Annotated in this window: 18 protein-coding genes; 15 read left to right on the top strand and 3 right to left on the bottom strand. The window is 71.1% G+C overall.

From position 1 onward, the window contains the following. The first annotated feature begins 43 nt into the window (after positions 1-43). Positions 44-1,783, top strand: a complete 1,740-nt coding sequence (locus tag PSQ21_RS35345) for a thiopeptide-type bacteriocin biosynthesis protein (RefSeq protein ID WP_274035566.1) — start codon at positions 44-46, stop codon at positions 1,781-1,783. 323 nt (positions 1,784-2,106) lie between these two features. After that, the gene (locus PSQ21_RS35340; RefSeq protein WP_274035564.1) at positions 2,107-3,138 is read left to right on the top strand and encodes an endonuclease/exonuclease/phosphatase family protein; all 1,032 of its coding nucleotides are present in this window, start codon (positions 2,107-2,109) and stop codon (positions 3,136-3,138) included. 414 nt (positions 3,139-3,552) lie between these two features. Here the strand turns inward: PSQ21_RS35340 and PSQ21_RS35335 are convergent, their stop codons facing one another. Next, the gene (locus PSQ21_RS35335) at positions 3,553-5,703 is read right to left on the bottom strand and encodes a discoidin domain-containing protein (RefSeq protein ID WP_274035563.1); all 2,151 of its coding nucleotides are present in this window, start codon (positions 5,701-5,703) and stop codon (positions 3,553-3,555) included. A 162-nt stretch (positions 5,704-5,865) separates the two neighbouring features. After that, on the bottom strand, positions 5,866-8,076 hold the full coding sequence (locus PSQ21_RS35330) for a discoidin domain-containing protein (protein WP_274035561.1): 2,211 nt from the start codon (positions 8,074-8,076) through the stop codon (positions 5,866-5,868). A gap of 372 nt (positions 8,077-8,448) precedes the next feature. Between PSQ21_RS35330 and PSQ21_RS35325 the strand changes: the two genes are divergently transcribed. The 12 genes from PSQ21_RS35325 (at position 8,449) to PSQ21_RS35270 (ending at position 22,618) form a co-directional block, all read left to right on the top strand. Beyond that, positions 8,449-9,105: a GntR family transcriptional regulator gene (locus PSQ21_RS35325; RefSeq protein ID WP_274035559.1), complete on the top strand. Its 657-nt coding sequence runs from the start codon at positions 8,449-8,451 to the stop codon at positions 9,103-9,105. Positions 9,106-9,155: 50 nt separating this feature from the next. Next, positions 9,156-10,058, top strand: coding sequence for a dihydrodipicolinate synthase family protein (locus PSQ21_RS35320; protein WP_274035558.1), 903 nt, complete (start codon positions 9,156-9,158; stop codon positions 10,056-10,058). Next, on the top strand, positions 10,055-11,809 hold the full coding sequence (araD, locus tag PSQ21_RS35315) for an L-arabinonate dehydratase (RefSeq protein WP_274036104.1): 1,755 nt from the start codon (positions 10,055-10,057) through the stop codon (positions 11,807-11,809). The genes PSQ21_RS35320 and araD overlap by 4 nt, the downstream gene beginning before the upstream one ends. A 202-nt stretch (positions 11,810-12,011) precedes the next feature. Next, positions 12,012-12,944 (top strand): carbohydrate ABC transporter permease, encoded by a 933-nt coding sequence (locus PSQ21_RS35310; RefSeq protein ID WP_274035556.1) that lies wholly within the window; start codon positions 12,012-12,014, stop codon positions 12,942-12,944. Continuing rightward, positions 12,941-13,852: a carbohydrate ABC transporter permease gene (locus PSQ21_RS35305; protein WP_274035554.1), complete on the top strand. Its 912-nt coding sequence runs from the start codon at positions 12,941-12,943 to the stop codon at positions 13,850-13,852. Before PSQ21_RS35310 ends, PSQ21_RS35305 begins: the two co-directional genes overlap by 4 nt. Further along, positions 13,849-15,075, top strand: coding sequence for a Gfo/Idh/MocA family protein (locus PSQ21_RS35300; protein WP_274035553.1), 1,227 nt, complete (start codon positions 13,849-13,851; stop codon positions 15,073-15,075). The genes PSQ21_RS35305 and PSQ21_RS35300 overlap by 4 nt, the downstream gene beginning before the upstream one ends. Then, complete coding sequence (locus tag PSQ21_RS35295) at positions 15,072-15,926, top strand: PmoA family protein (RefSeq protein WP_274035551.1); 855 nt, start codon at positions 15,072-15,074, stop codon at positions 15,924-15,926. The genes PSQ21_RS35300 and PSQ21_RS35295 overlap by 4 nt, the downstream gene beginning before the upstream one ends. Next, positions 15,923-17,524, top strand: a complete 1,602-nt coding sequence (locus tag PSQ21_RS35290; RefSeq protein WP_274035550.1) for a glycoside hydrolase family 43 protein — start codon at positions 15,923-15,925, stop codon at positions 17,522-17,524. The genes PSQ21_RS35295 and PSQ21_RS35290 overlap by 4 nt, the downstream gene beginning before the upstream one ends. After that, entirely contained in the window at positions 17,521-18,855 is a 1,335-nt protein-coding gene (locus tag PSQ21_RS35285; protein ID WP_274035549.1) for an ABC transporter substrate-binding protein, read from the top strand. The genes PSQ21_RS35290 and PSQ21_RS35285 overlap by 4 nt, the downstream gene beginning before the upstream one ends. 115 nt (positions 18,856-18,970) lie before the next feature. Continuing rightward, positions 18,971-19,819: a rhamnogalacturonan acetylesterase gene (locus PSQ21_RS35280; RefSeq protein WP_274035548.1), complete on the top strand. Its 849-nt coding sequence runs from the start codon at positions 18,971-18,973 to the stop codon at positions 19,817-19,819. Between the two features lie 110 nt (positions 19,820-19,929). Next, positions 19,930-21,273: a pectate lyase family protein gene (locus tag PSQ21_RS35275; protein WP_274035547.1), complete on the top strand. Its 1,344-nt coding sequence runs from the start codon at positions 19,930-19,932 to the stop codon at positions 21,271-21,273. Positions 21,274-21,454: 181 nt separating this feature from the next. After that, on the top strand, positions 21,455-22,618 hold the full coding sequence (locus tag PSQ21_RS35270; protein ID WP_274036102.1) for a pectinesterase family protein: 1,164 nt from the start codon (positions 21,455-21,457) through the stop codon (positions 22,616-22,618). Here the strand turns inward: PSQ21_RS35270 and PSQ21_RS35265 are convergent. Continuing rightward, positions 22,606-24,162: a pectate lyase family protein gene (locus tag PSQ21_RS35265; protein ID WP_274035546.1), complete on the bottom strand. Its 1,557-nt coding sequence runs from the start codon at positions 24,160-24,162 to the stop codon at positions 22,606-22,608. The genes PSQ21_RS35270 and PSQ21_RS35265 overlap by 13 nt on opposite strands. A 291-nt stretch (positions 24,163-24,453) precedes the next feature. On the opposite strand from PSQ21_RS35265, the gene PSQ21_RS35260 reads away from it, so the two are divergent. Beyond that, the gene (locus PSQ21_RS35260) at positions 24,454-24,675 is read left to right on the top strand and encodes a hypothetical protein (RefSeq protein ID WP_274035545.1); all 222 of its coding nucleotides are present in this window, start codon (positions 24,454-24,456) and stop codon (positions 24,673-24,675) included. The last annotated feature ends 11 nt before the right edge of the window (positions 24,676-24,686 follow it).

The raw sequence follows: 24,686 nt of genomic DNA, 5'->3' as shown, positions 1-24,686 counted from the left end.
CCGGAAACCGCCTGCTTCCGCCCGGCGGAGCCCACCCCGAGGCGTGGCGCGCACCGGCGGGACGGAGGGGGAGACAGGAGGGGGCACAGGGGCGAGCACCTGGCTGAGTCTCCACTGCTTCCTGCGGTCCGCACCCGAGGACGTCGACGCCTTCCTCACCGAGTCCGTGGCTCCGCTCCTGGACGGGCTCGTCGCCGACGGCGAGGCCACCGGCTGGTTCTACATCCGCTACGACGAGGGCGGGCACCATCTGCGCATCCGGGTGCGCGGAGTACCGAAGGCGCGGGCCGCGTCCCTGCCGGCAGGTCTCGCGCGGTCGGCCGGGCGGCTACCGGTCGCCGATTTCGTACGCGGGCAGGCGGAGCACGCCGAGGTACGCGTGGAGCGCTACGTTCCGGAGACCGCGCGCTATGGAGGTCCCGAGGCCCTGCCGGTGGCGGAAGAGGTGTTCGTCCTGTCGAGCCGGGTCGCCGTGCGGGCCGTCCGTGACACCCCGCGGGGCAGCGCCCGGCTCGCCCTGGGCATCGATCTCGCCCACGCCACCGCTCTCGCCTGCGGCATGGACCGGCTGACGGCGGCGCAGTGGTTACGGCGGCACGCCGCGGGCTGGCGGTGGGCCGAGAATGTGCCGCTGCTCGGCCCCCAGCACGTCCACGCGAGGGTGAACAGTGTCTACGCGCTGCAACGCGAGGCTCTCACGACCCGGGCACGGGCCCTGAGGCAAGCTTGGGAGGACGGCACCGGCCAGGGCGCGCCGAGCGACTGGTACGACGGCGTCCGCGACGCCGACCGGGTCCTCGGCGCCGCTTCCCCCGCGATGGACCGCCCGCGGATATGGGCGTCCCAGCTGCACATGCTCTTCAACCGCCTGGGGATAGCGCCCGACGAGGAGCGGGCGGTGTGCCGACTGGCCGCGCGCACCCTCCTGGACCGGGGCGGGACGGCCTCGTACTTCCCGGACGGCCACACCTCCCCCGACCGGCAGTACCTGGAACGGAGCAAGTTCCACGTCGGACGGGAGCAGGACTCGGCGCCCCGCGACCTGCCGGCCCGCCCGGCCGAAGAACACGCTCCCCCAGCCGCATCGGAACGTCCGCTTCCGGCCGGCCCGTTCCCCGCCACGGATCTGCAGACGGTGATGAACAGCCGCGTCTCCCGGCGAGGCGCACTGACAGGCCCACTGGACGCACCAACCCTCGGCACACTGCTGTGGGGCGCACACGCGTCGGGGCACGAGTCGGTGCACAGGTTCGCCGACGGCAGTGAACGGCTCATGCGCCACCGGCCCTATCCGAGCGCCGGTGCCCTCTACACCGCCGGTCTCCGGCTGATCGCGCTGGACGTCCAGGGGCTGGCGCCGGGCACCTACCAGTGCGTGCCGCAACGGCGTGCGCTGCGGTACATCGGCCCGGCACCCGCCATGGACGAGGTCAGGTCGTTGTCCTCGTACCTCTCGCGCCCCCATGACGACCCCGACCGCATCGTGCCGGACTCCCTCCCGGTGGTCCTGGGCCTCTATGTCGATCTGGGGCGGCTCAGGGAACGGTACGGTCTGCGAGCCCTGCGGCTGGGACTTCTGGAGGCGGGCCACCTGGCGCAGTCACTCCTGCTGACCGCCACCGCGCTGCGTCTGGGCACCACCCCGCTCGGCGGGTTCCGGGACGACCTGGCGCAGGAGATCTTCGGGCTGGACGACCTGGACCAGCCGCTCCAGTACGTGCTGCCGGTCGGCCGTCATCCGGCGATGCCGACGGCGAGCGGACCGGGCCCGGGCGTCCAGTGAGCTGAGTGCGGGATTCGTGGGCCGTAGGCGGCGACTCTGCCGAGAACCTCGCCGGCGGTCCTCGTCCGGACGGACGGTCCGGGGTGCTCGTTCCCGTCGGTGAGCCGGCCCCGGATGGCGCACCGAATGGCGCACCGATCGGGTCCGGGGCCGGCTCGCCCACGTCCTGGTCGCTGAGGTCGGCGGCCCGGCGGCAGCCCGTGCGGCCTCCGCGTCCACGGACTCGCTCCGCCGACGGAACCACGCGGGGTACGCAGGCGTCCTTGTCCCGGGATCCGGTGATCACGTTCATTCCGCCGGGCACGATTCCGGGGTGGGGACGGGTGACGGACACGGTTGTGGAAGCCCGGCGCGAGGCGGGACGGCGGCGGGCCGGCGGCCGCGGGCGGCGATGGGGGTTGCTGGGCTGCGGGGCCGCGCTCACCGCGCCCGCCGCTCTGCTCGTCGTCCGGCTGACAGGACTCGACGCCGAAACGCCGCTGGCGATGCCGATGGTGCTCTTTCCCTGGACGACCGTCATCGGTGTGCTGGTGCTGCTGCTGATCACCGCTGTTCCGGCGCTGCGGTCCCGGTGGGCCCTGGCCGGCGCGGCAGCTCTGGTGATCGCTCACACGGCGCTGCTGGCACCACGGTTCCTGGCTGATGGCCAGCAGGTGCCGACGGCCGCGGTTGAACTGCGGGTGGCTACCATCAACACCAACGGAGGAGCCGCCGACGCCCGGGCGGTGGTGAAACTGGTCCGCACGGAGCGGATCGATGTTCTGGCTGTGCAGCAAATGCCTTCGGGCGGAGTGGAAGCCCTCGACCGGTCGGGCCTGGGCGCGTTGCTGCCGTACCAGGAACTCCACCCCGAGGACGACTCCTCGCTCTACTCACGGCTCCCGCTCACCGCCGCCGGCACGACGCATGGCGATACCGCCTGGCCCCAGACCTTCGCCGAGGTCACGGTCGACGGTCGCCGTGTGCGGTTCGTGGCGGTTCACACCTACTACCCCCTCGGAAGCCCGCAGCGGTGGTCCCGGGACATGGCCGCGCTGACCTCTCTGGCACAGCGCGCCGGTCCGGACACCGTGTTCCTGGGTGATTTCAACGCTTCCCTCGACCACACCCCGATGCGGGACCTGCTGGCGGCCGGCCTCACCGACACACATGCCGAGCTCGGCCGCGGGTGGGCTCCCACCTGGCCCGTCGGCCATGCCCTCCTCCCACCCGTGGTCCAGCTGGATCACGTCCTGCACGGTCCCGGCCTGGCAGGCGTCTCCGTCAGCGAGCGCTCCGTGCCGGGAACCGATCATCGAGCGGTCGTCGCGGTGCTCGCGCTGCTGCCGGAGAACGGCCAGGAGCCGAGCCGATGAGTTCAGACCCCGGCTCCCTCGCCGTGTGAGCTGTCGGTGCGCCGGCCGCCACGGCCACCGACCTATGAGGGGCGAGGGCCGCATGCCGCGGACGACGACGCCCGACGGGGTCGGCATCGCCGGACGCGCGCGCTCGGGGCTGACACACCTACCGTGCCTGGTAGCCGTCGCGGACACCGCCGGTTCCACCGACGCCGGCCACGACTGGCCGGCCGCCCTCCACCGCGAGGACCGGCCCGTCCCCCACCGGGCCATACGTACAGGAAGGCGTCTCACGCCGGAAACACGGACCGGATCGGTGCTGCGCCCGGCACGTTCCGCCGGCCGGGCGTGGTGTCCACCGACCGGTGGGCGAGGAGACGGGAGGGGTGGGGGCCGCTCCTGGGAGGAACGGCCCCCGGAGGTTCGAACCGATCAGCTGTAGACGCCGAACTCGTACAGCGAGTAGCCCCAGCCCGTGCCGCGGGCGGTGAGCTGGAGCCGCACATGGCGAGCCGTCTCGGTCAGGGCGATGGTGTCGATGTCACCGTTGCCGGTCGTCGTGGTGTGGACCGTGCGCCAGGCAGTGCCGTCGTCCGAGACCTGGACCTCGTAGGACTTGGCGTAGGCCGGGTCCCACACCAGCTGCAGGGTGCGTACGGGCACCCGTGCGCCGAGGTCCACCGATATCCACTGGGGGTCGCTCCAGTCGCTGGCCCAGCGGGTGTCGGTCCTGCCGTCCGTGGCGCGCTCCGGCGGGCAGGGGCAGTCGCCGTACGAGGCCTGGGAGCTGGAGGCCGTGGTGGCCTTGCCCAAGGCGACATTGGTGCCGGTCACCGGCGGGGCGACGACCTTGACCGACTTCGTCTCCATGCCGGCGTTGCCCTTTCCGTCCTCGGACCGGATGTAGACCTTCCACACGCCGAGCTTCTCGGGAGCGGTGACCGCGAACGTGCCGTTGCCCGTGGACCTGAACTGCGCCGGGACGAGCCGCTTGTCGCCGCCGGCGTAGTTGCCGCTGAGGAAGATCTTGTTGGTGAGCTGGTCGCCCTCGGGGTCGCGGATGTCCGCGCGGACGGTGAACTCCTGGCCCGCCGGGGCGGACCCGGCCGGCGTCACCGTCATGTCGGTGATGACCGGCGGCAGGTTGTCACCGGCGTTGGAGCCCGTGTACGCCTTCTTCACCGCGTAGTACGACAGCCGCTTCAGGCCGTCGGGGATCAGGTTGAACCACACCCCGCCGAAATCGTGCTCCAGTCCGTAGTGGAAGAGGGTCGCGCCCAGGGCCACACCCTGGTGGCCGGTGATGCAGTCCCAGGCCTTGGTGTAGCCGTCGCGCTTCTGCACGTCGGTCGGCTCGTCGGGGACGCCGTTGGCGTCGTCGGGAACCTCCCACTCACCCGCGGGGCCGCTCTCGGTGATGATGTAGGGCTTGGTGTAGCCCCCCTCCTCCCAGTCCTGCTGGACCCCGCACGTGTCGCCGTAGGCGTTCATCGAGTACAGGTCGAGGTCGGGGGCGTTGCGCTTGTAGTACGGCCAGGCGCCGGTCCACGCGTCGGTGGAGGTCACCGGGTGGTCGGCGTCGATGGAGTGGATCTTCTTGGCCACGTCGTTGACGAACGTCGTGTAGGCGTTGCGCTGGGCTTCCAGCTCGGCACCGCTGTAGCAGTTCTGGAGGCCGAGGACGGACTCGTTGCCGACGTTCCACATGAGGGTCGCGGGGTGGTTCTTGTAGGTCTCGACCCACTTGGCGATCTCGGTGAGCATGGTCGACTTGTACACGGTGTCGGTGACGTAGTCGGCGCAGCCACCGCTGCCGGGGCCGCCGCCGGGCTGGAGCCAGAAGCCGTTCATGACCCGCAGGCCGTGCGCGGCGGCCGCGTCGAGAAGCGGCTCGGTCCCGGCGTCCGTGCCCCAGGTGCGGAGGGTGTTGACGCCCATCGACTTCAGGTCGGGCATGTACGTCGGAGCGTCCGCCATGGACGGACCCCAGGTCAGGCCCTTGACGGTGTACGGCTGTCCTCCGACGGTGAGCTGCCACGTGCCCTGGCCGCCGGTGACCTTGACGGCCCCGCCGGGCGGCGGGCCGGTGGTGCCCTGGGAGCCGTAGACCTGGAACTCCCACAAGGAGTAGCCGTAACCGCCGGGGCGCGCGGTACCGAGCATCCGGACGTAGCGGCCCGAGCCGGTGAGGGCGAGGTCGTCGGTGCCGCCGTCGCCGTCGGTGACCTTCTTCAGGGTGGTCCAGTCGGTGCCGTTGTCGCTGGCCTGGATCTCGTAGGCCTTGCCGTAGGCGCCCTCCCAGGTCAGTACGGCCCGGCTCAGGTCGGACCTCTTGCCGAGGTCGATCCGGATCCACTGCGGGTCGGACCACTGGCTGGACCAGCGGGTGCCGGTGAGGTCGCCATCGACCGCCTGCGCGGCGGAGAGACCGGCGCCCTCGTTCGAGGAGGCGGTGGCGGGCTTGCCCTGGGAGATCAAGGGATCAGCGGCACGCGCCTCGGCCGGCACGGCGACGAACGTGAGGGACGAGGCGAACAGCGCTCCGAGGGTCAGGGTAAGAGCGGGTCTGCGCAGGGACAGCATGGCGACTCCTGGGGATATGGGGGGGGGAACACGGACGGCCACCGTCCGGGAGGACAGCGGCCGTCCGTAGGAGAGAAGGCCGACGGGAAAGCCGGCCCGCACCGCGGGGGACCCCCGGACCGACGGTCAATACCGGCACCGGGGCCCCACCGCGGGGGCGGCTCAGGGGAAGGAGACCAGGGTGGACGGCACGGTCGTGGTGCCGGCCGGGACCGTGGAGGCTCCGGTGTTGTTGATGACGTGGTTGTAATGGCCCATTCCGCCGAGCGACACCACCAGCAGGCTGTGGAACTTCACGCCCGGCTTCACCGGGGCCTTGAAGCCGTGGTCCTGGCGGATGGTCGAGTCGACGTTGTAGTTGCAGTAACTGCCCATCCCCCAGCCCTCGTGGACGTCGACCGAATCGTCGACCCGGTAGGCGGCGAAGCCCTTCGTGTCGCCGTTCTGGATGGCTGCCTGGTTGGGCGCGTCGTACGCCTTCTCGTTCTGGTAGAAGATCGTCCGGCCGCGCTCGCCGTACCACTCGACGTCGTACTTGTTGAAGTGCTCCACGAACAGGCCGGTGGCGAGCACGTCGTCTCCGTACACCCGGACCCCGTAGTCGGCGCGGTTGGTCTCCCAGCCGACGCCCTCACCGTGGTCGGCGCGCCACACCCAGGTGTGGTCGATGATCACGTCGTCGCTGTGGACGGCGATGGAGGTGGTCGCCTTGCCCGCGCCCGCGCCCCCGATGCGGACGTAGACGTCCTGGATGGAGGTCGGGTTGGCGGAGTGGTCGGCGGAGGAGTTCTGCGGGCCGAGCTCCAGCAGGGTCGGGGAGTTGACCGTGCCGGCGTCGATCAGGAAGCCGGCCAGCTTGACGCCGTCGACGTCGGCGACCTTCATCGCGGTCACCCCGTTGTCCGGGATGATCGTCGCTAGGCCGAGGCCGAGAACGACCGTGTCCGCGCGGTTCACGTTGATGGTCTGGTCGACGTGGTAGATGCCGGGCGTGAAGAGGAGGTTGAGGCCCTGGGACAGCGCCTGGTTGATCGTGGCGGCGGTGGCGCCGGCCTTGACCACGTAGAACTTGTCCAGGCCGATCGACGTGCCCTGCGGGGTGCCGTTCCAGGAGACGCCGCGGGCGTTGGTGCGCTTCTCGGGAACGAAGACCTTGTACGTGTCGCCGTCCAGGTACAGGAACGGCTTCTCACGGGAGATCGGCGTGGTCTGCAGCGTGGTGTAGCGGGGCTCCGGGAACGAGTTGGCTGGTGCGCCCTCGACGCCCGAGAACGTCTGGTTCCAGACCGAGTTGGACCAGCCGCCGATCGAGCTCTCGCGGGTGTACCACTGCTGCTGCGAGTAGTTGCCGACCTGGCCGTCGATCTTCGTGTCGGCGATGTACCCGCCGCTGGCCCAGCCGTAGCCGTTCGGTGCCAGGTTGAGGCCGCCCTTCACGTGCATGCGGCGGAAGGACGCGGCCTGCGAGACGGCCCAGCGGTTGGTGCCGCTGACCGGGTTGACGGCCAGGTTCTCGGCCGAACGCCAGAAGTTCTGCGTCGCGTTGCCGTTGAACCAGCCCGCGTCGACGGTCACGTCACCGTTGATGGTGGTGTCGTCGGGCTTGAGGCCGAGGCCGGAGATCGAGGTGTAGAACCCGATCTCGGCGTTCAGGTTGTTGTAGGTGCCGGGCTTGAAGAGGAACTGGTGCCGCCCGTTGCCGAAGTGCGAGGCCTCCTGCTCGTCGAACACCTCGTCCAGCTTGGCCTGGATGTTGGGCGTGGAGGGGTCGAAGACGTGCACGTTCGGGCCGAGGTCGCCGCCGCCGGGCAGCTGCGGGCCGCCGGTGCCGCCGGACTCGCCGTAGACCTTGAACTCCCAGAGGGAGAACCCGTACTGGGTGCCGCGTTCGGTGCCGATCACCCGGACGTAGCGGGCTTCACCACTGATGCCCAGGGTGTCGTTGCCGCCGTCGCCGCTGGTGGTTTGGTAGGCGGTCGACCAGTCGGAGCCGTTGGCCGAAAGCTCGACGCGGTAGCTCTTGCCGTAGGCCGCCTCCCAGTCCAGGACGACCTGGCTCAGCTTCGTGGTCGCGCCGAGGTCGACGCGTATCCACTGCGGGTCGGACGCGGCACTGGACCACCGGGTGGTGGCGTTTCCGTCGACGGCCGCGGTGGCCGGGGTGCCGTAGTTCTCCTCGCTGGACGCGGTGACCGGCTTGCCCTGGGACAGCAACACGGGTGCGGCCTCGGCCCGCGTGGCGGGGACGACGGCGAGAAGGGCGGCGGCCAGGGCCGTGACCACGGCCCCCACGAGGCCGCGGGCCACCGGCGTCGGGGGGCGACGGCCGGGGCCGCGTGGCACCGGTACCGCTGGGGATATGACTGTGGACATGCGGGGGCTCCTCGGAATCGAACAGGACGGGAGAGCGCTCTCTCGAACCTTGCCCGCCACGCCGACCGCGGTCAAGGATCCCGACAGGGCTTTTCTTTTGTCTTTTATTAAGTCGATGCCCCTGTGCCCAACGGAGTTGAGGCCCAGTCACGTGACGCCCGGGCGGCGCGGTCCGGGCCGCGTGCGGCGCCCGAGGGAAGGCCCGCCAGCACGGACGGCACACGTATCGACAGTGTCAAGTGCCGCGCGGGCCTCAGAAGTTCTTCGGTCGGAAGCGTTGACGAAACATTCCGTGCGGCTCTAACTTCAACGCGTCGTACTTCGTACGTCATATATGAGACGCGATACGCGAGATGTGAGAGCCCGTCACCCATGACCTTCGCCCCTGCCCCGATCCCGTCCCGGACCCAGTACGTGCTGGAGGCCATCAAGCACGCCATCCTCACCGCGCGGCTGAGACCGGGACAGGCGCTGGTGGAGACCGAACTCGCCGCCCAGTTCGGGGTGTCGAAGACCCCCGTCCGCGAGGCGCTCAAGACGCTCGCGGGCACGGGACTCGTGGTGATGAGCCAGTACAAGGGCGCCACCGTACGGCTCGTCGACGCGACCATGGCCAGGGAGGTGTACGACGTACGCCTCCTGCTGGAACCGGAGGCGCTGCGCCGCTCCATCACCCGGGGCGCCTCGCTGGAGGCGGCCCAGGAGGCCCTGGAGCGGGCCGACTCGGCGGCCGACACAGCGGACAGGTCGCTGGCCAACCGGGACTTCCACCGGGCCCTGTACCTGCCCTGCGGCAACCCGCTGCTCTCCCGGATGCTCGACGAGGTCCGCGACCAGGCGGCGCTCGTGTCGACCGTGGCCTGGTCGGCCATCCCCTCCTGGGAGCGCGAGGCGGCCGAGCACCGCGAGATCCTGCGGCTCGCGCTCGCCGATGACGCGGAGGCCGCCGCCGGGGCTCTGCACCACCACATCGCGTCGTTCGTACGCCGCGCCTTCCCCGACGACGAAGACGGGGGTGACGCCGCGTGAACCGCCCGCTGGACACGCTTCACCAGCACCTCGACGAAAGGCCAGTCCGCATGGACCACTCTCCGCTGAAGGCGGCCCTCGCAGACGTTGTGGCGATCCCGGTGACACCGTTCGCCGAGGACGGGAGTATCGACACCGCTACCCACCGCGCCCTGGTGCGCAGGCTGCTCGACGGCGGCGTCCGCACCGTCACCCCGAACGGCAACACCGGCGAGTTCTACGCCCTCACCCCCGACGAGCGGCGCCTGGTCACCGAACTGACCGTCGAGGAGGCCGCGGGGCGCGCCACCGTCCTGGTGGGCGTCGGTCACGACGTGCCGACCGCGGTGGCCGCCGCCGAGCACGCCGCCGAGGCCGGTGCGGCGATGGTGATGGTGCACCAGCCGGTGCACCCGTACATCGCGCAGGAGGGATGGGTCGACTACCACCGGTCGATCGCCGAGGCCGTGCCGCAGCTCGGCGTCGTCCCCTACATCCGCAGCCCGCGGCTGGCCGGTGAGCGGCTGGCCGCACTCGCCGACGCCTGCCCCAACGTCGTCGGCGTGAAATACGCGGTCCCCGACGCGGCCCGCTTCGGCGCCTTCGCCCGGGACGCCGGTCTGGAGCGGTTCGTGTGGATCGCCGGTCTCGCGGAGCTGTACGCCCCCTCCTACTTCGCCACCGGCGCCACCGGTTTCACCTCCGGGCTGGTCAACGTCGCCCCGGCCGTCTCGCTCGACATGCTGGAGGCGCTGCGCGCCGGCGACTACGTGGCGGCGATGAAGGTCTGGGAGCGCATCCGCCGCTTCGAGGAGCTCCGCGCCGAGGAGCAGTCCGCCGACAACGTCACCGTCGTGAAGGAGGCCCTGTCCGCACTGGGACTCTGCCGCCGCGACGTACGCGCTCCGAGCCGGGTGCTGCCCGAGGCCCGGCGCGCCGAGGTAGCCGGACTGACAGCCGCGTGGTCGCTGTGAACGACGCGTCCACCCGGGGCCCGGGAGCCGGCCGGATCGCGCCCGAGGAACTGCGCAGCCACCGGTGGTTCGGCACCGACGGGCTGCGGTCCTTCAGCCACCGGGCCCGCGCCCGTCAGCTCGGCTACCTCCCCGAGGAGCACCTCGGCAAGCCGGTCATCGCGGTGCTCAACACCTGGTCCGACATCAACCCGTGCCACACCCATCTGCGGGACCGGGCGCAGGCGGTCAAGCGGGGGGTCTGGCAGGCGGGCGGGTTCCCGCTGGAATTCCCGGTCTCCACCCTCTCGGAGACCTTCCAGAAGCCGACCCCGATGCTCTACCGCAACCTGCTGGCGATGGAGACGGAGGAGCTGCTGCGCTCCTATCCCGTCGACGGGGCCGTGCTGCTGGGCGGCTGCGACAAGTCGACGCCCGCGCTGCTGATGGGCGCCGCCTCCGTGGACCTGCCGACGGTCTTCGTGCCCGCCGGGCCGATGCTGCCCGGGCACTGGCGCAACGAGGTCCTCGGCTCCGGCACGGACATGTGGAGGTACTGGGACGAGCGGCGGGCCGGAATCATCGGCGACTGCGAGATGGCCGAGCTGGAGAACGGCCTGGCCCGCTCCCCCGGGCACTGCATGACGATGGGCACCGCCTCCACCCTGACGGCCGCCGCCGAGGTGCTGGGCGTCACCCTGCCGGGTGCCTCGTCCATACCGGCCGTCGACTCCGGGCACGAGCGGATGGCCGCGGCTTCGGGGCTGCGGATCGTCGACCTCGTCCTGCGGCGGGTGACGTTGTCGCAGATCCTGACGCCGGAGGCGTACGAGGACGCCGTCGCCACCGTTCTCGCGCTCGGCGGCTCCACCAATGCCGTGATCCACCTGATCGCGATGGCGGGCCGGTCCGGCGTGAAGCTCACCCTGGACGACTTCGACCGGATCGCCCGCACGGTGCCGGTCCTCGCCGACCTCCGTCCCGGCGGGCGGTACCTGATGGAGGACTTCCACTTCGCCGGCGGCCTGCCCGGCTTCCTCGGGCGGCTCACCGACGTACTGCATCTGGACCGGCCCACGGTCGCGCACGCCACCCTGCGCGAACAGCTCGACGGGGCCCCCGTCCACAACAGCGACGTCATCCGCGAGCGCTCCGACCCGCTGGCCGGGGAAGGCGGGGTCGCGGTGCTGCGCGGCAACCTCTGTCCCGACGGGGCCGTCATCAAGCACATCGCCGCCGAGCCCCGCCTGCTGCGCCACACCGGGCCCGCCATCGTCTTCGACGACTACCGGGAGCTCCAGCGCACGATCAACGACCCGGCCCTCGCCCTCACCGCGGACCACGTGCTCGTACTGCGCAACGCCGGGCCCCAGGGCGGCCCCGGCATGCCCGAGTACGGCATGCTGCCGATCCCCGACTACCTGCTGAAGCAAGGTGTGCGGGACATGGTGCGGATCTCCGACGCGCGGATGAGCGGCACCAGTTACGGGGCGTGCGTCCTGCACATCGCACCCGAGTCGTTCGTCGGCGGGCCGCTCGCCCTGGTCCGCACCGGCGACCTCATCACCCTCGACGTCGAGGCCCGGCTCCTGCGCCTCGACATCGACGACGAGGAACTGGAGCGGCGCAGGGCCGCCTGGTCCCCGCCGCCCGCCCGCTACGGCCGTGGCTACGGGGCGCTGTACCAGGACCAGATCACCCAGGCCGACACCGGATGCGACTTCGCGTTCCTGGCCCGGGAGGGAGAGGTCCCCGACCCGTACGCGGGATGAACCGGGGCCGCTGACCGGTCCGCGCGCGGCGCCGTGACCGTACGCGGGCTCCGCGACCGTACGCGGGTGGAGCCGGAGGGAACCCTTGTGCACCTCACTCCCCGGGCCGCTCCAGCCCCTGACAGCAAGCGCTTTCACACCAGCGGCCGACAGGCCCGAACGTCCAGCGCATCCAGCACCTCCCAGAGATCGGAGACGCGTCATGGCCCCAACCGCAGCCGTGGCCACACCGCCGCCCAAAGAGTCCCGGCGCCGCCGGGCGAGCCCCCGCCGCCTGCCGTATCTGCTGATCGCGCCCGCGGGGCTGCTGATGCTGGGCTTCATCGCCTACCCGGTGCTCAGCGTCTTCTACTACAGCCTGCAGAACTACAACGTGACCAAGCCGTGGCGGAACGGCTTCGCCGGGCTCGACAACTTCCGGCGCGTCTTCACCGAGGACGACCAGTTCTGGCCGACGCTCGGGTTCAGCGCCCAGTGGGTCTTCACCCAGGTCACGCTGCAGCTTCTGCTCGGCCTGGCGCTCGCCCTGATCGTCAACCAGACCTTCGTCGGGCGCGGCCTGTCCCGGGCCATGGTCTTCTCGCCCTGGGCCGTCTCCGGTGTGCTGACCAGCACGATCTGGATCCTGCTCTACAACTCCTCGACCGGCTTCAGCCGCTACCTGGCGGACGCCGGGATCGGCGAGTACGGCACGTCGGTGCTCTCGGACACCGGAACCGTCTTCTGGGCGGCCACCGTCACCGAACTCTGGCGCGGGGTCCCCTTCTTCGCGATTCTCATCCTCGCCGACCTCCAGTCCGTCTCGAAGGAGTTGTACGAGGCGGCGTCGGTCGACGGCGCGGGCCGGCTGCGGCAGTTCTTCCACATCACGCTGCCCCACCTGCGGGACGCGATCATCCTCGCCACCCTGTTGCGCGGTGTCTGGGAGTTCAACAACGTCGACCTGCTCTACACCCTCACCGGCGGCGGGCCGGCCGGTGAGACCACCACCCTGCCCCTCTACGTGGCGAACACCGGGATCGAGGGCCACGACTTCGGGTACGCCTCCGCGCTCACCACCGTCGCCTTCGTGATCCTCCTCTTCTGTTCGATCGTCTATCTGCGCCTGAGCAAGTTCGGAGGCGACCGCACGTGACCGCCCTGCTCGCCGAGAAGAAGGGATCCGCTCGGCGGTCCTCCGCCCCCGGCTCCCCGCCGTCCTCGCCGCGCCGCCGCCCCGGGCGGGAGCGCGCCTTCGACGACGTACCGCGCTGGCAGATCTACCTGCCGCTCGGCCTGTACCTGCTCTTCACGCTCATCCCGTTCTACTGGATGCTGCTCTTCGCCGTCCGGCCCGCCGGTTCCACGTCGCTGGTGCCGTGGCCGATGACCGGAGCGCACTTCTCCAAGGTCTGGAACGAGCGGAGCTTCGCCGTCTTCTTCCAGAACAGCATGATCGTCGGCGTCGCGACACTCGTCGCCACGACCCTGGTGGCCCTGGCCGGAGGCTACGCCCTGGCCCGGTTCGACTTCAGGATCAAGGGCGCGTTCATGCTCGCGTTGCTCTGTTCTCAGTTCATCCCGGGCGCCCTGATGCTCGTGCCGCTCTTCGAGATCTTCCGGAACCTCCAGATGATCAATTCGCTGGGCAGCGTCGTCATCGCGGAGACGGTGTTCCAGCTCCCGCTGTCGATCATCCTGATCAGCGGCTTCATCAAGAACGTCCCCGTCTCCCTGGAGGAGGCCGCCTGGGTCGATGGCTGCTCACGCTTCACCGCCTTCCGCACCGTCGTCCTGCCGCTCCTGCGCCCCGGGCTGATCGCCGTCGGCTCCTTCGCGTTCGTGCACAGCTGGAACCACTTCCTGTTCGCCCTGATGTTCCTGAGCGAGCAGGACAAGCAGACGATCCCGGTCGGTCTCAACACGCTGATCGGCGCGGACAGCGTCGACCTGGGCGCTCTCGCGGCGGGCGGTGTCATCGCGGCCGTCCCCGTGGTGATCGTCTTCGCCTTCATCCAGAAGTGGCTCATCACGGGCTTCAGCGCCGGCGCGGTGAAGGGATGAGGAAAGTGACCGCCTCCGCGAACCCGGCCCCCTGCGTGCCCCTCGTCCCGACCGCCCCCGTGCCCGTCGTCCTCGCCGGCGCCCGGGGCCACGGCCGGTGGCATCTCGCCAATGTGCGCCGCCTCCAGCACCAGGGCCGGGTGAGGCTGGCCGGCATCTGCGAGCTGGAGCCGCTGTCCGCTGGTGAACTCGCCGCCTCCGGCTTCGGCGCCGACGAGTCGCCCGAGCAGTCCGACGACTTCGGGGCGCTCCTGGACGTCACCGGAGCACGGGCGGCCATCATCTGCACCCCGATCCAGACCCATACCGAGCTGGCCCTCGCCGCCGCCGCCCGGGGCGTCCACCTGCTGCTGGAGAAGCCGCCCGCGGCCGGCTGGGCCGACTACGCGCGGATGGCCGAAGGCGTCGAGCGAGCGGGCATCGCCTGCCAGGTGGGGTTCCAGTCCTTCGGGTCCCACGCCCTGCCCGCCATCCGCGAGCTGGTGACCTCCGGAGCCATCGGGAACGTCACCGGGTTCGGGGCCGCCGGGGCGTGGGTCCGCGACGACGCCTATTTCCGGCGGGCGCCCTGGGCCGGGCGGCGCAGGATCGGCACCACCGACGTGATCGACGGCGTCCTCACCAATCCGCTGGCGCACGCCGTGGCCACCGCCCTCGAACTGGCCTGCCGGGGCCGGTCCGAGGAGGTCGTCTCCATCGAGACGGAACTGTTCCGGGCGAACGCCATCGAGGCGGACGACACCAGCAGCGTCCGCGTCACCACCGCCGGGGGGCCGCGCGTCACCGTCGCCGTCACCCTGTGCGCCGAGCGCGCCGGGGAGCCGTACGTCATCGTGCACGGCGAGAAGGGCCGGATCACCTTCTGGTACAAGCAGGACCGCGTCCTGGTGCAGCGCGCCGGACGGGGTCCCGAGGAGACCGTCCACGGGCGGACCGATCTCCTGGAGAACCTTCTCGACCACCTGGAGCACGGCACACCGCTGCTGGTGCCGCCCGCGTCCACGGGGGCGTTCATGCGCGTCGTCGAGGCCGTACGCACCGCCCCCGAGCCCGCCCCGCTGCCCGACCGCGCCTGGGAGACCCGGCACGACGGGCCGGACGGCGGGGCGCGGCGGGTCGTGCCCGGCATCGACTCCCTGGTCGCCGCCGGGGCCGAGTCCCTCAGCCTCTTCTCCGAACTCGGCGCCCCCTGGGCCCGGGTGGGCGAGGCGGCCGCCTCGTGACCCAGCACGCCACGGACCCGTTCCCCGACCTTCCGGCCACCCTCGCCTGCGGCGACGACACCGTCGCCCACTACGGTTACGCGCCGGGGGCGGAAGGCCGTCCCCGCCTCCACCCCGTCACCACCCTCGGCGGGATCACCGTCACCGAGGAGCGCCCCGCCGACCACCTCCACCACCTCGGTGTCTCCGTCGCGGTCCCCGACGTCGCCGGGTACAACTTCTGGGGAGGGCGCACCTTCGTACGGGGCCAAGGGCCCACCGCGCTCGACAACCACGGCGTCCAGCGCCACCTGGCCCGGCCGCAGCGCAGCCCGAACGGCTTCACCCAGGAGCTCGGCTGGGAAGCCGCCGGCGTCGAGCTCCTGCGCGAGCACCGCACCCTGTCGGCCACCCGGACCTCCGGCACCGCCTGGGAGCTGGACCTCGCCTTCGTGCTCACCAACCCCGGGGACAGGGACCTCTCCATCGGGAGCCCCGCGACCAACGGCCGCCCGGGCGCGGGGTACGGCGGCTTCTTCTGGCGGGCCCCCAAGGAGGCCGAACCGCCCACCGTGTTCAGCGCCACGCACGAGGGCGAGAGCGAGGTCCACGGCCGCACCGCCGACTGGCTGGCCCTGGCCGGGGACGGCTGGACGCTCGTGTTCGTGGGGGCTACCGAGGAGACCCGGCGCGACCCGTGGTTCGTGCGAACCTCCGAGTATCCGGGGGTCGGCTCCAGCCTGGCGGCGCACGAGCGGCTGCCCGTCCCCGCCGGGGCCTCGGTCGTGCGCCGGATCATCACCGTCGTCGTGGACGGCAGCCCGGACCGGGAGACCGCCGCCCGGTACGCGCGCGAGGCGGTGGCCCGGTGAGCCGGCCCTGGACCTCCGACCTCGGTGACGGGACGTACCGCAACCCGGTCCTGAACGCCGACTGGTCCGACCCCGACGTCGTCCGTGTGGGCGACGACTACTACCTCACCGCGTCCAGCTTCGGCCGGTCCCCCGGGCTGCCGCTCCTGCACTCCCGCGACCTGGTCAACTGGACCGCCGTCGGGCACGCGCTGGGCCGCCTCGAACCCGCCGCGGAGTTCGCCGCCCCACGCCATGACCGCGGGGTCTGGGCCCCCTCGCTGCGCCACCACGGCGGACGCTTCTGGATCTTCTGGGGCGACCCCGACCACGGTATCCAGCAGATCAACGCTCCCCGTGTCGAGGGCCCTTGGAGCGCCCCGCATCTGCTCAAGGCGGGCAAGGGTTTCATCGACGCCTGCCCGCTGTGGGACGAGGAGACCGGCGAGGCCTATCTCGTCCACGCGTGGGCCAAGTCCCGCTCCGGCGTCAAGAACCGGCTCACCGGCCACCGGATGAGCCCCGACGGCCGTGAACTCCTCGACGAGGGCTCGACGTTGGTGGACGCCGACCGGATACCGGGCTGGTTCACCCTCGAAGGCCCCAAGCTCTACCGGCGCGACGGCTACTTCTGGATCCTCGCGCCGGCCGGTGGTGTCGAGACCGGCTGGCAGGGCGCGTTCCGTTCCCGGGACTTCTTCGGCCCGTACGAGGAACGCGTCGTCCTCTCCCAGGGCCGCACCGACGTCAACGGCCCCCACCAGGGCGGCTGGGTGCACACCTCCGCGGGCGAGGACTGGTTCCTCCACTTCCAGGCCCGGGGGGCGTACGGGCGGGTCGTCCACCTCCAGCCGATGCGCTGGGACGCCGAGGGCTGGCCCGTCATCGGCGACGGGGGCGAGCCCGTGCTCCGGCACACCAGACCCGTCGCCCCCGCCCAGCCGGTGGCGGCGCCCGCCGTCGACGACGACTTCCCCGGCGGCCGTCCCGGCGCCCAGTGGCAGTGGACGGCCAACCCGCGCCCCGACTGGACCACCCGGCACAGCGGGGAAGGGCTGCGGCTCACCTGCGTGCGGACCGCGTACGAGCACGACCTGCGGCTGCTGCCCAGCATCCTGGTCCAGCGGCTGCCGGCCGAAACGTTCACCGTCGAGGTGGACCTCGCGCTGGACAGTGGCGAACCGGGCTCCAAGGCCGGACTCGCCGTGGTGGGCGACGCCTTCAGCTGGATCGGCCTCGCGGTCGCGGCGGACGGCACGCCTCGGCTCGTCCACCGCTTCGCCGAGGGCGTCGCCGCACACGAACGGGACGCGGCCGAGCCCCGTGCGTCCCCCGGCGGGCGGGCCAGGCTGCGCGTCGAGGTGACGGCGGGGGCCCGCTGTCGCTTCTCCGCCGACACCGGCGACGGGTTCCGGCCCTCGGGCCAGGTCTTCGCCGCCACCCCCTGGCGCTGGGTCGGGGCGCTCCTCGGGCTCTTCGCCACCGCGCCGGACGGGACGGGCCCCGCCGGAACGGCCCGCTTCACAGCTTTTCGCGCCACCGGTCCCAACCCCCCGCAGAAGTACGCGTGTACGGACCCATCACACCCCCATCACCAGACGGAAGAGAGCCGACGATGACCATTTCGAAGACACAGCGGGGACGTACCGCGGCCACGGTCTCCATCGCGGCGGTGCTCGCGCTGACGGCCACCGCGTGCGGCGACGACGGCAGCGGCTCCGGCACGGAGGGCAGCGGAAAGGGCGAGATCACCTTCTGGGACAACAACGGCGGTCCGCGCACCGCTGTCTGGACCGAGATCATCAAGGACTTCGAGAAGCAGCACCCGGACATCAAGGTCAAGTACGTCCCGATCCCGATCGCCGACGTCCAGTCCAAGTACGACACCGCGATCGCGGGCGGCGGGCTGCCCGACGTCGGCGGTGTCGGTACGGCGTATCTGGCCAACATGGTCTCCCAGGAAGCCCTGGAGCCGGTCAACGACCGGCTGGAGAAGTCCGCACTGAAAGGCAAGCTGGTCGAGTCCATGGTCCAGAGCGTCCGCGCGGCGGCCGGCCGGGGCGACGACATCTACTCCGTACCGACCTCCGCGAACAACGGTGTGCTCTGGTACCGCACCGACCTGTTCGAGCAGGCCGGTCTGAAGGCCCCCGACACCTGGGCGAACTTCTACACGGCGGCCGAGAAGCTGACCGACGCGAAGAACAACAAGTTCGGCTACACGATCCGCGGCGGCGCCGGCTCCATCGCGCAGGCCCTGGACGCGATCTACGGACAGTCCGGCATCACCGAGTTCTGGGACGGCGACAAAACGACGCTCAACGACCCGAAGAACGTCGCCGCCCTGGAGAAGTACGCCGGGCTCTTCAAGAAGACCACGCCCGCCGCCGACGTCAACAACGACTTCACCAAGATGGTGGCCCAGTGGGACACCGGCACGATCGGCATGCTGAGCCACAACCTCGGCTCCTACCAGGACCACCTCAAGGCCCTCGGCGAGGACAAGTTCGCGGGCATACCCGCGCCCATCGGGGACGGCGGCACCCGGGTACAGGTCTCCAACCCCGTCGACGGCCTCGGCCTCTTCCGGTCGAGCCGGAACAAGACCGCGGCGTGGAAGTTCATCGAGTTCGCGGCCTCCCACGCGTCCAACAGCAAATGGAACGAGTCGGCGGGCGCCATCCCCGCCAACACCGAAGCGGCGAAGGACCCGTGGATCAACGAGACCGAGTCGACCGCGCTGGCCGCGAAAACCCTCACCGACGGCTCCACGAAGATCGTCGACCTGCCGTACTACCTGCCGGACTGGAACAACATCAGCAAGGCGGACAACGAGCCGGAGTTCCAGAAGCTGCTGCTCGGCAAGATCACGGCCAAGGCGTTCCTGGATGAGATGGCCGAGGAGCTGAACGCCGCCAACAAGGAGTGGAAGGAGATCGGCAACGGCTGATCCGGCCGCCCCCACCCTTCCGGCTCCGACCAGGGGGACCGGCGGCGGTCCGGGTCACGCTCCGCCGCCGGCCCCTCTCCCACGCCCGTACGCACCCCGAGAGAGGCAGCCCTCCGTGTCACTCACCCGCAGACAGACCGCGACCGCACTGCTCACCCTGCCCCTCGGCCCGGCCCTCGCCCTCACCGCCACCCCCGCGCTCGCACACGGCGGCGGGGGCGGGGGCGGCAGACCCCGGCCCCGTACGCTCCACATCGCCGGTGACTCCACGGCCGCCCCGAAACACGCCGAAGCCGCGCCCGAGACGGGCTGGGGCATGGCGCTTCCCTTCTTCCTCGCCGGTCGGCTCCGGGTCGCCAACCACGCGGTGAACGGCCGCAGTTCGAAGAGCTTCATCGACGAGGGCCGCCTCGCCGCGCTCCTGGCCGGTGTGCAGCCCGACGATCTCGTCCTCGTCCAGTTCGGCCACAACGACCAGAAGACCGAGGACCCGGCCCGCGGCACGGACCCGTACACCACCTATCAGGAGTACCTGCGTCAGTACGTGCAGGGCGTCCGCGCACGACGGGCGCGGCCGGTGCTCGTCACCTCGGTCGAGCGCCGCCGGTTCGCCGCCGACGGCACCGCCCGGCCCACGCTCGGCGCGTACCCGGCGGCGATGCGCGCCCTGGCCGCCGAGGAGAACGTTCCGCTGGTCGACGTCCAGGCGCTCTCGCTCGCCCGCTGGCAGGAGCTGGGGCCGGACGGTACCGAGACCTGCTTCCTGTGGCTGGATCCCGGCGACTCACCCAACTACCCCGACGGCGCCCAGGACAACACCCACTTCAGGCCGGTGGGCGCCATCGAGGTGGCCCGGCTGACCGCACGGGCGCTGCTGGGCGAGGACGTGCTCGCCGCGCGGGACCTCCGCCGTCTGGACGACCGGGTCCCGGAGGAGTGGATCACCTGGGCCGGGCAGGTCTGAGGCACCCCCCTCCCCCTTCTCTTCTCCTCTCCTCTCTCCCTCCTCCTCTTCTTCCTCTGCTTCCTCTGCTTCCTCTGCTTCCTCTTTCCGACGACACCGAAGGATTCGCCATGCCCGCACGCAAGCGTCATACCCGCGCCATCGCCGTGACCCTGGGCTGCACCTCCCTGGCCCTCGCTCTCTGCGCCCCGGCTCAGGCCACCGCGCACCCGCGCCACCCCGGCCACGGCGTCGAGCGCGCCGTACTGCCCGCCGGAGACGGCTGGGCCGCCGCCGAGGGCTCCACCACGGGTGGCGCGAACGCCACGCCCGACCATGTCTACACGGTGACCAACCGGGCCGAACTGATCGCCGCCTTCGCGGCGGCGGGCGACGCCCCGAAGATCGTCAGGATTTCCGGGACCGTGCACGGCAACTCCGACGTCAACGGCACGCCGATCGGCTGCGAGCAGTACCAGACCGGCGGATACACGCTGGAGAAGTACCTCGCCGCCTACGATCCCGAGGTCTGGGGCCGGGACGCGGTCCCCTCGGGTCCGCTGGAGGAGGCCCGCGCCGCCTCCGCGAAGCTGCAGGCGGCCGCCGTCACGATCAAGGTCCCCTCCAACACCACCCTGGTCGGGGTGGGGAAGAATCCGAAGGTCATCGGGGCCTCGCTCCAGGTGCGGGACGTCTCCAACGTCATCATCCGCAACATCGGCTTCGAGGACACCTACGACTGCTTTCCCCAGTGGGACCCCACGGACGGGGCCGAAGGCGCCTGGAACTCCGAGTACGACAACCTCGTCGTGTACGGATCCCGCCACGTCTGGGTCGACCACAACACCTTCAGCGACGGCGACCGCCCCGACGCGGACCAGCCCCACTACTTCGGCCAGGTCTACCAGCAGCACGACGGCCTTTTCGACATCGTGCGCGGCGCTGACCTGGTCACCGTCTCGTGGAACATCCTCAAGGACCACGACAAGACCATGCTCATCGGCAACAGCGACGGTGCCGGCGCCACCGACCGGGGCAAGCTCCGCGTCACGCTCCATCACAACCTCTTCAAGGACGTCAAGGAGCGGGCCCCGCGCGTGCGGTTCGGCCAGGTCGACTCGTACAACAACCACTTCGTGGCGACGAGGGGAAGCGCCTACGGATACACGTACGGCATCGGCGCGGAGTCGCAACTGGTCACCGAGCACAACGCGTTCACCCTGGCGCGGGGCGTGGACCCCGCGACGATCCTGAAGAAGTGGTCGGAGTCGTCCCTCACGGCGAAAAACAACTACGTGGACGGGCGGAAGACCGACCTGGTCGCCGTGCACAACGCGGGGGTGCCGGGCGAGCACCTCACCGAGGGCGCCGGCTGGACGCCCCGCCTGCGGACGGCGGTCCACCACCCGCTCGCCGTGCCGCTGCTCGTGGCGCTCAAGGCGGGAGCGGGCAGGGCGAGCGTGACCGGCCGCTGAGAGCCCGTCCCCGACCGTACGCACACCCGGGCGACCGCCGCCGTCAGGCACCCTTCCCCCTCAATCCGACTTCCCTGAACCGGCCGGAGCGGCACCGCATGCTTTCCACCACCCCGGAGAGCGCCGCTCCGGCCTTTCGCCGCCCACCCCGAGGAGCCCCGTCATGCCCAGTGGACCTTCCCTGCCCAGCAGGCGTACCGCCCTCTCGCTGCTCGCCGGAGCCGGTACCGCCCTCTGCCTCGGCTCGACCGCCGCCCACGCCGGGGCCGCGGACCCCCGCCCGTTCGGGCGCTACGGCTCACCCGCCCGGCGCCTGGACCCGCGCACGCTCTACGTCGACGCGCACGGCCGCGGCGACCACACCGACGTACAGTCCGCCGTCGACGCGGCGACCGGCACCGGACGCACGCTCGTGATCGCCCCCGGTGTGTACCGCGCGACGGTGCTGATCGGCCCCGCCCACGAAGGGCTCACCTTGATCGGTGCGAACGGCGACGCCCGGGACACCGTGCTCGTGTACGACAACGCGGCGGGCACACCCAGGCCCGACGGCTCCGGAACCCTGGGAACCAGCGGATCGGCGTCCGTCACCGTCCGGGCGGCCGGGTTCACCGCCCGTGACCTGACCTTCGCCAACGACTGGCTGCGCTCCGACAACCCCGAGTACACCGGCACGCAGGCCGTCGCCATCAAGGTCCAGGGGGACCGGTCGGCGTTCTACCGCTGCCGGTTCCTCGGCCACCAGGACACCCTGTACGCCGACTCCCTCGCCGTCACCGCGTTCGCCCGCCAGTATTACCGTGACTGCTATGTGGAGGGGGACGTCGACTTCGTCTTCGGCCGTGCCACCGCGGTCTTCGACCGCTGCCACTTCCGCGCGCTCACCCGCACCGACCTGTCCTCGGCCCCGTACGGCTACGTCTTCGCGCCGAGCACCGTCGGAGCCAATCCGTACGGCTTCCTGGTCCTGCGCTCCCGGGTCACGAGCACCGCCCCCGACGCGTACTACAAGCTCGCCCGCCCCTGGGTGCCCTCCTCGGACCTCACCGCGCACCCCATGCTGACCGTCCGCGACAGCCGGCTCGGTCCGGGGATCGACGCGAGGGAGCCGTACGCCACCATGTCCGCGGGCTTCCCGTGGCAGGACCAGCGCTTCGCCGAGCACCGCAACACCGGCCCGGGAGCCCGCGTCATTGTCCCCGCGAACCGCCCCCTGCTCAGCGCGGCCGAGGCCCGTGCCCACACCCCGGACCGCTGGCTGGACGCCCGGGACCCGCACCTCCCGGGTACGTGGGAGGTACGGGCCGTGGACGGTGGGCGCGGCCTGCGTGGTCAGCCCGCGTAGGTCTCGAACTCGGCGATCCTCGGGGTGCCGGTCGATCCGGTGATCTCGAAGGTGATCTTCCGCAGGGAGGTGCGGGGGAAGGCGATGTCCCCCGCACCGGTGCCGGAGGCCAGGACGGCGCCGGTGTCCGCGTCGAGGAGCCGCCACGTCCTGACCGTGCCCGCGGAGCCCGCCGCCTCACGGATCCGGACCGAGGAGACGGCCGTGTCGGAGGCCCACTTGATCGAGGCGGAGCCGGTGGGACCCACGGGCGACCAGTAGGTGTTCAGGTCGCCGTCCCGCAGATCACCGTAGCTCGTTCCGGCGGCCTTGCTGGAGCCGTCGGAGCCGGCTCCGATGCTGAGGTTGGTACCGGTGGGCGGGGTGGGGTCGGTCGGCCCGGGAGTCGGGTCCGTCGGTCCCGGCGTCGGGTCGGTGGGCGTCGGAGTGGGAGTCTGCGGTGTGCAGTTTCCGTCCGAGACCTTCAGGCCCTTGCCCGCGCCCGCCGTGCGGCTCACCACGTCCGGCACGCAACTGGCCGCGTCGGCACGGTAGGTGTAGGGGATGTTCACCGTGGTGGTGGACTTCATGTCGGGGCCCGCGGGCCTGGTCGTGCCGCCGGGGCTCGACCAGGTGACGTTGTCGAGGGTGTTGCCGCTGACCTGCCAGTAGCCGGCCTGGTCGGTGTAGAAGGTGCCGAGGACGTCCTTGGAGTCCTCGAAGTAGTTGTTCTCCACCTTCGCGCGGGCCCCGGCCCGGGAGTTGATTCCGGACTCGTTGAGCTTCACGTAGTGGTTGTTGTAGATGTGGGCGATGCCGCCGCGCAGCAGGGGCGCACGGGAGTCGATGTTCTCGTACAGGTTGTGGTGGTAGGTGATGAAGCCGTTGGAGAGGTCGCTCTCGCTGGACCCCACGAGACCGCCGCGGCCGGAGTTGCGGAGGATGCTGTAGGAGAGCGTCACGTACTGCGTGTTGGCCTTCATGTCGAAGAGTCCGTCGTACCCCTCCGACTCCCCGCCCGACGCCTCCAGGGTCGTGTGGTCGACCCAGACGTTGCGGACGCCGGACTCCATGCCGATGGCGTCCCCGCCGTTGGACGTGGGCGAGCCGGACTTCTTGACGTTCCGGACGGTCACGTTCTGGATGATGATGTTGCTGGCCTCGCGCAGATGGATGCCCAGCTGGTCGAAGACGGCCCCGCTGCCGACGCCGACGATCGTGACGTTGCTGATCTGCTTGAGCTCGATCACGCCCGCGGCGGTGTTGCAGCTGCTGCCGGACACCTTGGTGGTGTTGCCGTGGTTGATCGTGCCTTCGACCTCGATCACGATCGGGGTACTGCTGTCGGCCCGGCCGCACAGCGCCTCATGGATCTGGGTCCCGGTGGTGGCGCGGACTGTCTGCCCGCCTGCCCCGCCGGTGGTCCCGCCGTTCTGCGTCGCGTAGCCGGTGGCACTCCCGGTTGCCGCCGCCGCCTCGGGCGCCGACAGCACTGCTCCGGTCGCGGCCGCGAGGGCCAGGGTTGCCACGGCGGCCTGCAGCCGCCGTGCGACTGGTCGTCCCATGTTCGTCTCCCCTGCGTCTTCGGTTGGTGGGTGATGAGGCACAGAGCACGCATTTAATGACGTGCCCATGACATATGGGAGCGCTCCCGCAGGGAGCCACGCAGAAGCGGCTCGATCCACCAGGGTGTATGCGGCAGCGCCCCGACGCCCCGGGCTCCCTACGGGAAGCGACGGGGCAGCAAGCGCTTTCTAAGTGAAAGTAGAGGGGTCGGGCCAGCATGACAAGGTGCGTGCGGCAGCGGATTTCCCGAGTCGCTTCTCGCGTCGGAGTCCGGGCTCGACCGGTCGATCGTGCGGCCCGGCGAGTTCGCCGCCAACGCCCTGCTCCTCTGGCGGCCGTCCATCCGCTCCGACCGACGGGTGGTCGAGCCTCTGCCCGCCCGGACCGGCAACCCGATCCACGAGCAGGACATCGCCGACGTCATCGTCGCCGGCCTGTCGCCCGGCAGCGGCGGCGCACACGGTGACGGCGTACGCGACCGCTCGGATCATGAAGGGCGGCCGGCCTCCTGAGGGTCCCGGGG

Origin of the sequence: Streptomyces sp. MMBL 11-1, from assembly GCF_028622875.1 — a bacterium.
In the GTDB taxonomy this organism is placed as follows: domain Bacteria; phylum Actinomycetota; class Actinomycetes; order Streptomycetales; family Streptomycetaceae; genus Streptomyces.
This window is presented reverse-complemented; position numbering and strand designations above follow the sequence as displayed.